At 56.3% G+C, this 13,568-nt stretch carries 8 protein-coding genes and 1 other RNA gene; 7 read left to right on the top strand and 2 right to left on the bottom strand.

The window, feature by feature from the left end:
• Positions 1 to 22 precede the first annotated feature (22 nt).
• Both C1A08_RS03045 and C1A08_RS03040 read left to right on the top strand, forming a co-directional pair.
• Positions 23 to 2,515 (top strand): endonuclease MutS2, encoded by a 2,493-nt coding sequence (locus C1A08_RS03045; RefSeq protein WP_101571297.1) that lies wholly within the window; start codon positions 23 to 25, stop codon positions 2,513 to 2,515.
• Positions 2,516 to 2,712: 197 nt separating this feature from the next.
• Entirely contained in the window at positions 2,713 to 4,611 is a 1,899-nt protein-coding gene (locus C1A08_RS03040) for a PAS domain-containing hybrid sensor histidine kinase/response regulator (RefSeq protein ID WP_101571295.1), read from the top strand.
• A gap of 196 nt (positions 4,612 to 4,807) precedes the next feature.
• On the opposite strand, the gene C1A08_RS13035 is transcribed toward C1A08_RS03040, so the two are convergent.
• Positions 4,808 to 5,023 (bottom strand): hypothetical protein, encoded by a 216-nt coding sequence (locus tag C1A08_RS13035; RefSeq protein ID WP_145996503.1) that lies wholly within the window; start codon positions 5,021 to 5,023, stop codon positions 4,808 to 4,810.
• Between the two features lie 321 nt (positions 5,024 to 5,344).
• Here C1A08_RS13035 and C1A08_RS03030 point away from each other — a divergent pair, with 321 nt between their 5' ends.
• The gene (locus C1A08_RS03030) at positions 5,345 to 6,745 is read left to right on the top strand and encodes a DUF4419 domain-containing protein (RefSeq protein ID WP_101571291.1); all 1,401 of its coding nucleotides are present in this window, start codon (positions 5,345 to 5,347) and stop codon (positions 6,743 to 6,745) included.
• A 73-nt stretch (positions 6,746 to 6,818) separates the two neighbouring features.
• On the opposite strand, the gene ssrA is transcribed toward C1A08_RS03030, so the two are convergent.
• Positions 6,819 to 7,218: a transfer-messenger RNA gene (ssrA, locus tag C1A08_RS03025) on the bottom strand.
• A 238-nt stretch (positions 7,219 to 7,456) separates the two neighbouring features.
• Between ssrA and C1A08_RS03020 the strand changes: the two genes are divergently transcribed.
• From C1A08_RS03020 to C1A08_RS03005, 4 genes are all read left to right on the top strand, one after another.
• On the top strand, positions 7,457 to 8,197 hold the full coding sequence (locus C1A08_RS03020) for a cell division ATP-binding protein FtsE (RefSeq protein WP_055203458.1): 741 nt from the start codon (positions 7,457 to 7,459) through the stop codon (positions 8,195 to 8,197).
• Positions 8,198 to 8,339: 142 nt separating this feature from the next.
• On the top strand, positions 8,340 to 10,304 hold the full coding sequence (gene gyrB / locus C1A08_RS03015) for a DNA topoisomerase (ATP-hydrolyzing) subunit B (protein WP_101571289.1): 1,965 nt from the start codon (positions 8,340 to 8,342) through the stop codon (positions 10,302 to 10,304).
• A gap of 56 nt (positions 10,305 to 10,360) precedes the next feature.
• Entirely contained in the window at positions 10,361 to 10,807 is a 447-nt protein-coding gene (locus tag C1A08_RS03010; protein WP_101571287.1) for a GatB/YqeY domain-containing protein, read from the top strand.
• 268 nt (positions 10,808 to 11,075) lie between these two features.
• Entirely contained in the window at positions 11,076 to 13,556 is a 2,481-nt protein-coding gene (locus C1A08_RS03005; RefSeq protein WP_101571285.1) for a hypothetical protein, read from the top strand.
• Positions 13,557 to 13,568: the final 12 nt, after the last annotated feature.

The following is a 13,568-nucleotide window of genomic DNA, read 5'->3' as shown; positions in this document are numbered from 1 at the left end:
TATTAATTTTTTTCCGAAAGTTTTGGTTTATCCCGATAATTTTGAGAATAAGATCGGTTTCGATCGTATCCGTAGCCAGGTCAAGGCGCTCTGCGTGACGCAGGGCGCAGTCGATAAACTTTTCGAGGCGGCGTTCAGTGACGACTACGAGTCGGTCGTCGCGCGTCTCGGTCAGGTTTTCGAGATGCGAACGGTGTTGATGATGGACAACGGACTGCCCGAAGGCAGCTTTGTCGATATGGACGCGTTCCTGAAAAAAGGGGCCGTCGAGGGCTCTTTCCTGGATGTCGGCGAGTTGGCGGCGTTGCGCAAAGGGTTGGCGATGGTCCACGGGCTGGTCGCCTTTTTCAATGCCCGTACCGACGAGCAGTATCCGCAGTTGAGGGCCCTGTGTAGCGGGGTCGACGGTTTTCCGGAGATCATCAACCACATCGACTCGATCGTCGACAAGTTCGGAAAGGTGCGGGACAACGCTTCCGCGGAACTGTTCTCGCTGCGCCGGACGATCCGCGACCGGGAGAGCCAGGTGTCGCGCCGCCTGCAACAGATCATGGGACAGGCGCAGGCTTCGGGCATCGTGGACGGCGACGTGTCGGTCTCGATCCGCGAAGGGCGCGCCGTGATCCCGGTGGCCGCCGCCAATAAAAAGAAAATCAAAGGCCTGATCCACGACGAGTCGGCGACCGGCAAGACGGTCTATATCGAACCGATCGAGGTCGTGGAGCTCAACAACGAACTGAAGGCGCTCGAATACGAGGAGCGCCGCGAGGTCGTGCGTATCCTGACCCGTTTTACCGATGCGATCCGTCCCGACCTGCCCCGTATCCGCGAGTCGGGCGATTTCCTGACGACGATGGATTTCATCCGGGCCAAGGCGCGTTTCGCGCTGGCCAACGACTGTACGTTGCCGATCGTCGAGAACCGCAGTTCGATCCGCCTGATCCGGGCCCGGCATACGTTGCTCGCGCAGACGTTGCGGCGCGAAGGGAAGGAGATCGTTCCGCTCGACCTGACCCTGACCGATGACAAGCATATCCTGGTGATTTCGGGGCCGAACGCCGGCGGCAAATCGGTCTGTCTGAAAACGGTCGGGCTGTTGCAGTACATGCTTCAGAAGGGGTTTCTCGTGTCGGTTTCCGAAAATTCGGAGATGGGGATTTTCAAAGATATCTTCATCGACATCGGCGACGAGCAGTCGATTGAAAACGACCTGAGTACTTACAGTTCGCACTTGCTGAATATGAAGAATATCCTCCGCAGCGCGGGGGAGCGTTCGCTGATTCTGATCGACGAGTTCGGCACGGGTACCGAGCCGATCATCGGCGGAGCGATTGCCGAGGCGCTGCTTGAGAAGTTCGAACAGCGGCACTGTTTCGGCGTGATTACCACGCATTATTCGAATCTGAAATACTACGCCAGCAATGCGCGCGGCATTCAGAACGGCGCGATGACGTTCGACGTGCAGAACATCCGCCCGTTGTTCCGGCTCGAAATGGGGAAGCCGGGCAGTTCGTTCGCCGTCGAGATCGCCCGCAAGATCGGGCTTCCGGAAGAGATCATCCGCAGCGCGTCGGAAAAAGCCGGCAGCGACCATATCAACATCGAGCGCCAGTTGCGCGAGATCGCCCGCGACCGCCGTTACTGGGAGCAAAAGCGCGATAAAATCCGTCAGGCCGAAAAGCGCGTGGACGAACTTTCCGAAAAATATCAGTCCGAGCTGGAAACGCTGAAGGCGGAGCGCAGCCGGCTGTTGCGCGAGGCGAAGGCCGAGGCGCGGCAGATTACCGCCGAAGCGAACAAACAGATCGAAAATACGATCCGGGTGATCCGCGAGTCGCAGGCAGATAAGGAAAAGACGTTGGAGGTGCGGCGCAAAATGGAGGAATTTAAAGAGACGCTGGAACAGGATTCCGCCGGAGACGAAGCGATCGACCGGAAAATCGAGCAGATCCGCCGGCGCGAACAGCGCCGTGCCGAACGCCGCAACCGCAAGCCGGAGACCGGGAGTGCGACGCCTGCGCCGCCCCCCGAAAAGCCCCGGATCGTAGAGCCGGGCGTTAAAGTGCGGATCAAAGGGCAGGATGCCGTAGGCGAGGTTGTTAGCGTGAGCGGTAAGCGGGCCACCGTCGGTTTCGGGCAAATTCTGACGACTCTCGACGCCGAGCGGCTGGAACCCATCTCGAATGCCGAATATAAAAAGGCGGTGCGCAACGAACGTTCCGCGCCCGTTCCGGTCACGAATTACAGTACGGCCGAACGCCGGCTGCAATTTACCCAGCAGATCGACGTGCGCGGTATGCGGGTGTCCGAAGCGCTGCAGGCTACGCAGGATTTTGTCGACGAGGCGATCATGCTGGGTTTTTCCGAAATCCGGATTTTGCACGGCAAAGGTACCGGGGCCCTCAAAGAGGAGATTCGCAATTACCTGCGCGCGGTCGATCTGGTCAAAAGCGCCCGGGACGAGCACGAAGAACTCGGCGGGGCCGGCATTACGGTCGTCAAGTTGGATTTATAGATTGAATTTTACGGGAAGCGGTCGTCGCCCTGGCGGGCGTCGCGGCTGCTTTCGGTTTGCAGTGCATTCTTACTGAGATGTTTCCGATAACGCTCGGATGGCGGTCAGAAAAATCCGGTGAAAAAATATCCGCAGAGGTATCTTCGAACGCGATTATTTATACTTTTACTATCGGACTGCTATCCAAAAAGTGTGACATGAACGAAAACGACCGCTTTTTTCCTCCTGAAAAGCACGATCATTCGATCGAAAACAAATACCGAAACGTCATTTCCGTTCTGGCGGCTCACCGGATCGCCCTGTGGGAATACGATATCCCGACGGGAGCCTGCTGTTTCGACGACGATTATTTCCGGGTGCTGGGGCTCCGGGATGCCGGCATCGAATTCGCGGATATCGACGATTTTTACCGTTTCGCGCATCCCGACGACGTCGATTCTTACAGAAACGCTTTCGAATGCATGTTGGCATCCGATACCAAAGTATCCAAGATACGGGTGCGCTGCGTCGGCCGAGAGGGGCAGGCGGTTTGGCTGGAAGACTGTTTTTTCTCCTGCGAGCCGGACGAACAGGGTCGTCCCCGCAAATTGATCGCCTATACGTCGAACATCACTTCCCGCTGCGAAAAAGAGGCCCGCATCCGGAGCCTCGAAGAGCGGAACCGGAAAATCGTCGAGGCATTGCCGGAATTTATTTTTATCCTGGACGACCGTTTTGTTATTACCGACGTGTTGATGTCTCGGGGCACGATCCTGCTCCATCCGGTGAACGAGCTGATCGGAGCGGACGGGCGGACGATCTATTCGCCGGAGGTGAGCGATCTGTTCGTTCGCAATATACGGGAGTGCCTGCAGGACGGTCAGATTAAAGAGATCGAATATCCGCTGGACAAGGACGGACGGCACTATTTTCAGGCGCGGATCGCCCCGTTTGAAGGGAACAGGGTGCTCGCGCTGATCCACGACGTGGGCGACCGCGTCCGGCACACCGAGGAACTGATCGTCGCGAAGAAAAAAGCGGTGGAGGCCGACCGGTTGAAATCGGTTTTTCTGGCCACCATGAGCCACGAAATACGGACTCCGCTGAATGCGATCGTCGGGTTTTCGGAGTTGCTCGCCGCCGACGACTGCGATGCGCACAGGGAGGAATACCTGGATATCATTCGCAAAAACAGCAACCTGTTGCTGCAGTTGATCAACGATATTCTCGATCTCTCGCGGATCGAATCCGGACGGGCGGAAACCCATTTTCAGCAGGTGGAAATTACCGGATTGCTCGAGGAGGTGGAGAAAGTGCACCGGCTGAAAATGAAGGAAGGAGTCGGTTTCAGAATAGAGTGCCCGCGGCTGCCGGTATGGATCTCTTCCGACCGCAATCGGTTGACGCAGGTGCTTTTCAATTTCCTTTCGAACGCGATCAAAAATACGGATCGGGGGTGGATCACCCTCGGAGCGAAGTTGCGGAACGATTGGTTGGAACTATTTGTGACCGATACCGGACGGGGTATCCCGCAGGAGAAAGTCCCGCTTATTTTCGACCGTTTCGAAAAGCTGAACGATTTTGTGCAGGGGACGGGGCTGGGGCTTTCCATCTGCCGGAGCATCGCCGAGCGACTCGGCGGACGGATCGAGGTGCGTTCGCAGGTCGGCGAGGGGAGTACGTTTACGCTTTGTTTGCCTTGCTGTTCGGCCACGGCCGTATGCACGGATGCGGAAGGCTCGGCGGACAGACGGCGGAAAGTGATTCTGGTCGCCGAGGATGTGGAAACCAATTTCAAATTGCTCGAAGCCGCGCTGTCCAAAGAATACGTGCTTCGGTGGGTGCCGAACGGGCAGGAGGCGGTGCTCAGCTTCGTGCGCGAACGTCCCGACCTGATCCTGATGGATATCCGGATGCCGGTGATGAACGGGATTGAGGCGACCGAAAAAATCCGCGCGATCTCGCCCGACGTTCCGATCGTCGCCGTGACGGCGCACGTCTTTTACAGCGAGAAGGAACAAGCTTTGGCCGCCGGATGCAATACGGTCGTTTCGAAGCCTTATTCGCCGGACGATTTGAGAAAAACGGTGCGAAGGCTACTCGGAACGGATGCCTGAGGCGTTTCGTTTTCAAAATGCCGGCCGGCGCTACGAATAGCGCCGGCCGGTGTTCGTGATAGGCTGCATGTCGGCGATTGTCCGGCATGAATCGGGGCGTTGCGAACCGGCTGCGGCATTTGCAGATCGGCCGCGTCGGTGCGGATATTCGTTTCGGATGGCGATCCGTATTTTCAGCGCGGACGCAGGAACGATTTTATTTCGTCTCCCGCATCGAATCGCTGATGTGCTGGGCCTTCTCTTTGACGGAATCCGCCGCTCGGGCTACTTTTTCTTTTACGGCATGTTTTACGTGCGTCGCATGCTGCTGGACGCTGTCGGATACATCCGAAATCTTTTCGGCCGTTCGGTCGATGCCGGCATCGATTTTCCGTTTTACCTTTTCGGCCTTTTCCTTGACGCTGTCGTTCATGGTTGTAAATTTTAGAGGTTCTGTGATTTTTTTCGGGACGGTCATGCGACGGCACGGGCGCGGAGCAAACCGCGGGCGGCTGTCCTTCGGACGGTTCCGATCCTGAAATTTCCAAGAACCGCGCCATTTTTGATCCCTGCGGAAAGTCCGAGATGTTTCGTCGTTCATTTTACGATTTCGGCGAATTGTCCGTTGGACGATAATATTTCGATATCGCGTTTGCCGTATTTTTAATAAATAATGTTATATTTGTCTACGGTCGTCCGTTGAAGTACAGACTTGTCCGAAGAATTGACATCGGAAACGACAAAATCCGGTATTATGAAAAAATTGCTGTTCTGCCTGTGTCTGTTCGGGAACCTTTCCGCGTTTGCCCAACATAAAGTTACTTTCGAAGTCGAGGAACTTTCGAAACCCGAGGGGCCGGTTAGAATGCAATCCTACGGGGAGGTTTGGGAGAGACTTATATTGTCCGACGTCGAATTGAGGCCCTTCGAAGTGGAAGAAAATAATATAAATTATCCGTTCGGCATTCTTGCCCGAAGCGAAGCCCCGGACAGTTTGATTTATAGTAAATATAATCCTTTTTTCAACGGCATGTATGGGGCATACGCCGAACACAGACCGTTCGTTTTGTCTCCGGATATGATCTGGCTGTTGATCAGCCAGGGGTTTGCACGGCATGTGAAAGCCAATCAAGACTCTCTGAGGCATTGTTTCGTCGATTTTTCCGGAAAATTGTCTTTGATCGTGGAAGCGGATATGAGGCCGGAAGATCCTGCTTTCCCGTGGGAACGGACCCTTTGCGGATTTACCGGACAGATCGAAAAATATACCGGGAAAAAACTGGCCGGATTGCTGACCGGCGATTTTTCGACGACGACCCCGTCGGAGCGAATTGCTTCCGAGGTGACGGTCATGGAAGCGGTGAAGCCTTATTTCGAATTTATCGTGATGTATATAGTTTGCGGGATTCCCGAAATAACGCTCGAAGGGACCCCCGGGGATTGGAAAAAAGTGCTGAACAAAGCCAGAAAGTTGAAGGAGTACGGACTGGAATGGTGGATTTCCGAACTGGAGCCCCTTTTGGAGGAGTTCGTCAAAGCGTCCAAAGGCGAAGTAGACAAAGCGTTCTGGCGTAATATGTTTAAATATCATTCTCAGGAAAAATACGGAGCGCCCGAAATCATCGACGGATGGATCGTCAAATTTTTCCCTTATGATAAAGACGGGAAAAGGAACAATCTGGAGCGGCTCGAAGGACGCGATTGTTTGCCCAGCGAGATCGTAAAAGTCGATCTGAAATTTCTGGAAGTACGCGACGGCGAAGCGGTCGAAACCCCGTTGGAACTTTGGGCCGGTTTCGTAGGCTTGGAGCAAAACAAGGATAATTTTGCGCTGAGGCCCCGGATAGGCTGGATGGTCAGAAAGAAAGACGTTCGAAACCGGGGATTGAAAAGTAAACTGGAAGCCGATGCGGATTCCGGCATCTCGATCAGGGTTAAAGAATTTCCAGCCGTTTTGTTGGAACTGAAAAAAATCAGAAAACTCGAAATAGCCTTCGTCGATGAAATCGATATACCGGATGAATTGGCCGCAGTGCAAATCGAACAGTTGATGTTATCCGGGAAAATCACCGAGGAGGGAGTGGAGCGTATCCGGCGGCTGTTCCCGGATACGGCAATCCAAATAAACGGCAATCGGATCTCAGAACGACAATAACCTCAAAACAGCGAACGGCTTTACTTTTCGGTAAAGCCGTTCGTCTTGTTCAATACGCTGATGTTCCGCGAGTCCGTGGAGCTGGAGGGAGTCGAACCCTCGTCCAAACAAGGAACCCAAAAGCTTTCTACACGCTTATCCTTCGGTTGATCCTTCTGCCGCAACCTGGTCGAAGGCGACCCAGTTACGGCCCCAGCCTATTGATTTTCGCAAACCGTTATAGGCATCCGATTCGCTATTTCCGTTTGAATGATACCCCGGTGCCTTCCGCTACGGAACGAAGCTTCGGCGGGGTACTCGTCCGACAGCCTCCTTGGACTGCCGGATTAAGCCATTTTACTCTGTAAAATTAAGCAGCGAGTTGATAGCTATTATCGCCATTTGTAGTTTGAGCATTCAGTTTTACGAGAGTCCACACAACGCTCGGCGTGCTTACAATCAGACTCTGCCTGCTGTCAAAACCGGTCAGCCCCTGATCGGGATCGCACGGTAGTACGATCCCGGTACAAAGATATACGTTTTTTCGGAAGAATTATTTTTACGGGCAATATAAATTCGTCCGGAGATATCCGGGGACGTTTCGGGGACGTGAAAAATATCAACACTTCATCAACAAACGGGAGATGCTGTCCAAACAATCGGTATCTTTGTTTTGTTAAATGTGCCCGCACGGAAAATGTGTGTCGGCGGGCCGGATCAAATTTGAAAGCGATGAATCCGAATGCGGTGATAGAACTACGGGATGTGGCGATTTTCCATTTCGACGATGCCCTGCGGGAGGCCAGTTTCCGGGGTAACGGCAGAACCAGCGATATGGTGCTGTCGGATGTCAATCTGACGGTGTTTCCCGGCGAACTGGTCTATCTGATCGGCCGGGTCGGGTCGGGCAAGAGTTCGTTGCTCAAGACGCTTTACGCCGAACTGCCGCTGCGCGAAGGAGGCGGGATGGTCGTCGGGTTCGACCTGCGGCGGATGCGCCGCAAAGACGTGCCGTACCTTCGGCGCCGGATCGGAATCGTGTTTCAGGATTACCAATTGCTGACCGACCGGAACGTTTTTCAGAACCTGCATTTTGTGCTGAAGGCGACCGGGTGGAAAAACGAATTGCAGATCCGCAGCAAGATCGCCGAAGTGCTCGACATGGTAAGCCTGCAAAACAAGGAGTATAAGATGCCGTTCCAGTTGTCGGGCGGCGAACAGCAGCGGTTGGCGATCGCCCGGGCCCTGCTGAACAACCCGCAGGTGATTCTCGCCGACGAGCCTACCGGCAACCTCGATCCCGCCGCCGCAGACGGGATCATGCAGTTGTTCGCGTCGATCGTCGCACGCGGGTGCGCCGTGCTGATGTCGACGCATAACATCAGCAATATCCAGCAGTATCCGTCCCGTACGCTGCGTTTTCATCAGGGAAAAGTGGCCGAGATTGATCTCCATTCGATCCTTGGAATTTAGCGGAAAAATGACTATCTTTGTTCGAATCGTTCCGGGCGTTTCGGTGGGCCGGAATGCCGTGCGCCGGGGCGGGATCCGTTCGGCCGGAACGGTTCTGGCCGGCAACTTTTTGGCAGAGTAAATTAATAGAAAGGAAAAATATATGAGCGTAGAGGAAAAAGATCAGATCCAACAAACCGGGGAGGCGTACTCCGCTTCCAGCATTCAGGTGCTCGAGGGCCTCGAGGCGGTGCGCAAGCGCCCCGCGATGTATATCGGGGACGTCGGAGTCCGGGGGTTGCACCATTTGGTGTACGAAGTGGTCGACAACTCGATCGACGAGGCGTTGGCCGGGTACTGTTCCCGCATCGACGTTTTCGTCAACGAGGACAACTCGATCACCGTTAAGGACGACGGGCGCGGTATTCCGACCGATATGCACGAGAAGGAAGGGCGTCCCGCCCTCGAAGTGGTGCTTACGGTGCTGCATGCCGGCGGTAAGTTCAACAAGGACAGTTATAAGGTGTCGGGCGGTCTGCACGGCGTCGGCGTGTCCTGCGTGAATGCGCTCTCCACGCTGCTGGTCGCCGAAGTGCACCGCGGAGGAAAAATCTTCCGGGAAAACTTCAGCAAGGGCGTTCCGCAGGGAACCATGGAAATCATCGGCGAGACGACCGAGGACGATCACGGAACGATCATCACCTTCAAACCCGACAGTTCGATCTTTACGGTCACCGAATACGATTATGAGACGCTGGCCTCGCGCCTGCGCGAATTGGCTTACCTGAACAAGGGAATTAAGCTCAATATCACCGACCTGCGCACGAAGAACGAAAACGGGGAGTCCGTTCACGACGAATATTACTCGACCGAAGGGTTGAAAGAATTCGTCAAGTTCCTCGACGCCAGCCGCGAATCGCTGATCGAAAACACGATCTATATCGATACCGAAAAAGACGGCGTTCCGGTCGAGGTGGCAATGCAGTACAATACGAGTTTCTCCGAGAACGTGCATTCGTACGTCAACAATATCAATACGATCGAGGGCGGTACGCACCTGACCGGTTTCCGCCGGGCGCTGACCCGGACGCTGAAGAAATACGCCGAAGATTCGGGTATGCTGACCAAGCTGAAATTCGAGATCAACGGCGACGACTTCCGCGAAGGGCTTACCGCGATCGTCTCGGTCAAGGTGCAGGAGCCGCAGTTCGAAGGACAGACCAAGACCAAACTCGGCAACGGCGAAGTCGCCGGCGTCGTCGATCAGGCGATTTCCGGCGCGTTGACGCATTATCTGGAAGAGAACCCGAAAGACGCCCGCGCCATCGTGTCGAAGGTGATCCTGGCCGCCACGGCCCGGCATGCGGCCCGCAAGGCGCGCGAACTCGTACAGCGCAAAACGGTGCTGTCCGGATCGGGGCTGCCCGGCAAGCTGGCCGACTGCGCGTCGCGCGATCGCGATCAGGCCGAGATTTTCTTCGTCGAGGGCGATTCCGCAGGCGGTTCGGCCAAACAGGGCCGCGACCGGAATTTTCAGGCTATCATGCCGTTGAGGGGTAAGATACTGAATGTTGAGAAGGCGATGGAGCACCGGATCTTCGAGAACGAGGAGATCCGCAATATCTTCACTGCGCTCGGCGTGACGATCGGAACCGAAGACGACAGCAAGGCGCTGAACCTCGATAAGTTGCGTTACGGCCGCGTGATTATTATGACCGATGCCGATGTCGACGGCAGCCACATCGCGACGTTGATGCTAACGTTCTTCTTCCGCTACATGAACAACCTGATCAAAAACGGACACGTCTATATCGCGACGCCGCCGCTCTATCAGGTCAAAAAGGGTAAGAATAGTCGCTATTGTTGGACGGAAGAGGAGCGCGAGGCGGCTTTGGCGGAATTCGGGTCGAAAGGGGCCCATGTACAGCGTTACAAAGGTCTGGGGGAAATGAATCCCGAACAGTTGTGGGAAACGACCATGTCGCCCGAAACGCGTATCCTGCGTCAGGTGAATATCGAGAGCGCCGCCGAAGCGGATCGTATCTTCTCGATGCTGATGGGCGACGACGTGCCGCCGCGCCGGGAATTTATCGAAAGGCATGCCAAGTATGCCAACATCGATATTTAGCGGCGTGCGGCCGGAGCCGGACAAATCGTTGAACATAGAAATTAAAAAATACCGATATGAGTCTGGAAAAAGAGATTAACGACGGAATCAAAGCGGCGATGCTCGCCAAGGAGAAAGTGCGTCTGGCAGGCCTGCGGGCCGTGAAGGCGGAGATCCTGCTGGCCAAAACGGCCGATGGATCGGACGAAATCAGCGACGGCGCCGTGCTGAAAATTATTCAGAAGCTGGTAAAACAGCGCAAGGAGTCGGCCGCCGTTTATACGCAGAACAACCGACCGGAACTGGCCGAAAACGAATTGGCCGAGGCGGCCGTGCTGGAAGTGTTTATGCCGAAACAATTGAGCGGAGAAGAACTGGAGACCGTCCTGAAAGCGATTATCGCGCAGGTGGGAGCCGCTTCGCCGGCGGATATGGGAAAGGTGATGGGAGTGGCCACCAAACAGCTTGCCGGGCAGGCCGACGGCCGCGCGATTTCCGAGGCGGTCAAAAAATTATTGCAGTAGCGCTCACAGCGTAATAAACCGATCGAACGGCGTGGGAATGTCTGTAAAAGGCATTCCCACGTTTGTTTCGTATCCTTGCGGAATCGTGTGAAATGTTGCTGTAAAGCAAAATAATGTTCTAAAAAGTTGTATAAATCGTTCGGTTTGCGTAACTTCATAGCCCGGACGGTTTTTTTGCGTGCTTGCTCGATCGGAGAGAGAGCGGTGGCGGAGGTGTTTTGCCGGAAGCGGAGGGGCCGTGCGCCCGTGCGGGTTAAAACTGTCTGCCATGAACAAACGGTGGTTGCCGATTCTCGGGATGCTTGTTTTTTCCGTGTCGCTGCACGGGCAGGGCAGCGTCGTGGTTTTCGACGAACAGCAGCGTTTCGATGTCGTCGACCGTTACGAACCGGACGGCGATACCGTTTCCTTGTGGTTGTCCGTGCCGCTTTCGGCTTACGACGGGCCGTTCGCTTCGCTGTCGCGGTATCGTTTTTCGTTCGTCCGTTATGCGAGGCGCGGTTATGCGTGGAATTGCAGCCGCCGGTTGCTGAACGGGATCGATCTGGACAATCCGGTTACCGGCGAGCCGTTCTGGAATGTGCTAACGGCCGTTCGCCAGGCTCCCGTCCGGCTGGATGAACAGCCGGGGATCGCGCCGTCCGTTTCGACGGTCGGCAATGCCGGTAACATTTGCGAATACGATCTCGACGTTTTGCACGAGCCGCCCGGCGGCCGTGCAGGCTGGATGTTTACCGACCGCCGTTTCCGGCAGGGTTTGCGTGCGGGAATCGCGACCGGAACCTTGGGCGGCGGCTGGGCTTTCGCAGCGACCGGAACCCGGCGCTGGGGGCGTGACCGGCATATCCGGGGCGTCTACGCCGACGAGTGGTCGCTGTGTCTTTCGCTCGGGCGCCGGCTCGGCGCGAAAAATTCCCTTTCCGCCGTGTTCCTGATGGCCCCGTCCGAGCGGGGATTGCGCAGCGCTTCGACCGGCGAAGCATTCGAAGCGTCCGGAGATCGTCTTTACAATCCGGCCTGGGGATACCAGCAGGGACGCGTCCGCCCGTCCCGCGTCCGCTGCGAACGGACGCCGATGGCGCTGATTACCTGGCGTTGCGGAGCGGACACCCGCTGGAACCTTACTACGACCGTTTCGGCTCTGTGGGGCACCTCTTCGCGTTCGGCGCTCGACTGGTACGACGCGCGCAATCCGTTGCCCGACTATTACCGCTACCTGCCCGGTTCCTACGAGAATCCGGAGGTGTCCGGGGCCGTCTCCGCGGCATGGAGGCAGCGCGACGTCCGGGTTACGCAGATCGATTGGGAGGAGTTGTACCTCGCCAACGGAAATCGCGATACGCTGCCGGCCGCCTATGTGCTGGGCAGCGCCGTAGATCGGTTCCGGAACTGGCAGTTCGTTTCTTGTTTCGATTACCATCCTTCCCGGACGCTGCGATTGCGGGGAGGGGTGCGCGTGCGGATCGACCGGACGACCGCTTACAACCGGCTGGACGACTTGCTCGGTGCCGCTTTTCTGTTCGACATCGACCCGTACCTGATCGACGATCGCTATTTCGGCGACAAATTGCAGAATAACCTGCGCGCGCCTGACCGCCGGGTGGCCGTCGGGGAGCGGTACGGGTACGACTACGACCTGGATTACGTCTGCGGCGAAGGGTGGCTTACGGCCGATCTGAGGAACCGCTCCGACGAGCGTTTCGGCGGATACGTCGCGTTGCGGGTAGCCCCGGTCGGATATTCCCGCAACGGGCGTTATGAGAAGGAATTGTTTCCGGGAAGCGACTCCTACGGGCGCTCCTCCCGGCTGCATTTTACCGAATATACGCTCAAGGGCGGGATCGATTGCCTGTTCACGCCGGCGCATACGTTGCGCCTCGACCTGCTGTACGAGGACGTCGCTCCGGCCGCGCGCGATGTGTTCGTGTCGATCGATTATCGGAACCGTACGGTTGGCGATCCGCGTACGGCGAACCGGTTCGGCGGCGAGCTGAGCTACCGGTACGCGGGCCGGACCGTTCGACTCGAACTGTGCGCGTATGCGACGGTTTCGCGCGGCGAATCCGAAGTGCGCCGCTACTACGACGATATCGCGTCGGTCTATTCCGACATGGAACTTTCGGGGATCGGGAAACTGTATGCAGGAGTCGAGTTCGGGGCCGAGGTGCTGCTTACGCGGCGGTTCGCTCTGCGTGTCGCCGCATCGCAGGCCCGTAACAGTTACCGGAACGATCCGTCGGTACGCATCCTGTCCGACAAGGATGGCAGTGTGATCGCCGACCGCGCCCGTTCGTTGTTGAAAGGGTATCGCCTGAGCGGGTCACCGCAGCGGATCGCTTCGGCTGAATTGAGCTACCGGGGGGCGAAACTGTGGATGGCTTCGCTGTCGGTCAATTATGCGGCCGACCATTACACGACGGTCAGTCCGCTGAACCGGATGGGCCGGGTGTACGATTATGCCGCTTCGCCGGAAGACTTGCGAGCGCTGACGGAGCAGGAGCGTTTTCCGGAGGCTTTTACGATCGATCTGTTCGTGTCGAAATCGTTTCGACTCGGCAGTCGTTACCTGTCGGTAAGCGCGGCGGTGAACAATCTGGCCAACCGCAAGGAGATCGTTTACAGCGGTTACGAACAGATGCGGCTGCGCAAAAGCGGGACGGGGTTGAACCAGAGCATCACGGCTTTCGGATCGAAGTACCTGTACGCCTATCCGCGCACCTATTACCTGACTGTGAATTTTCGTTTTTAGATTTGACGAGGT

This window comes from Alistipes sp. cv1 (assembly GCF_900240235.1).
Lineage (GTDB): Bacteria > Bacteroidota > Bacteroidia > Bacteroidales > Rikenellaceae > Alistipes_A > Alistipes_A hominis.
The sequence above is the reverse complement of the archived record's forward strand: the minus strand, read 5'-3'. Positions and strand labels throughout refer to the sequence as shown.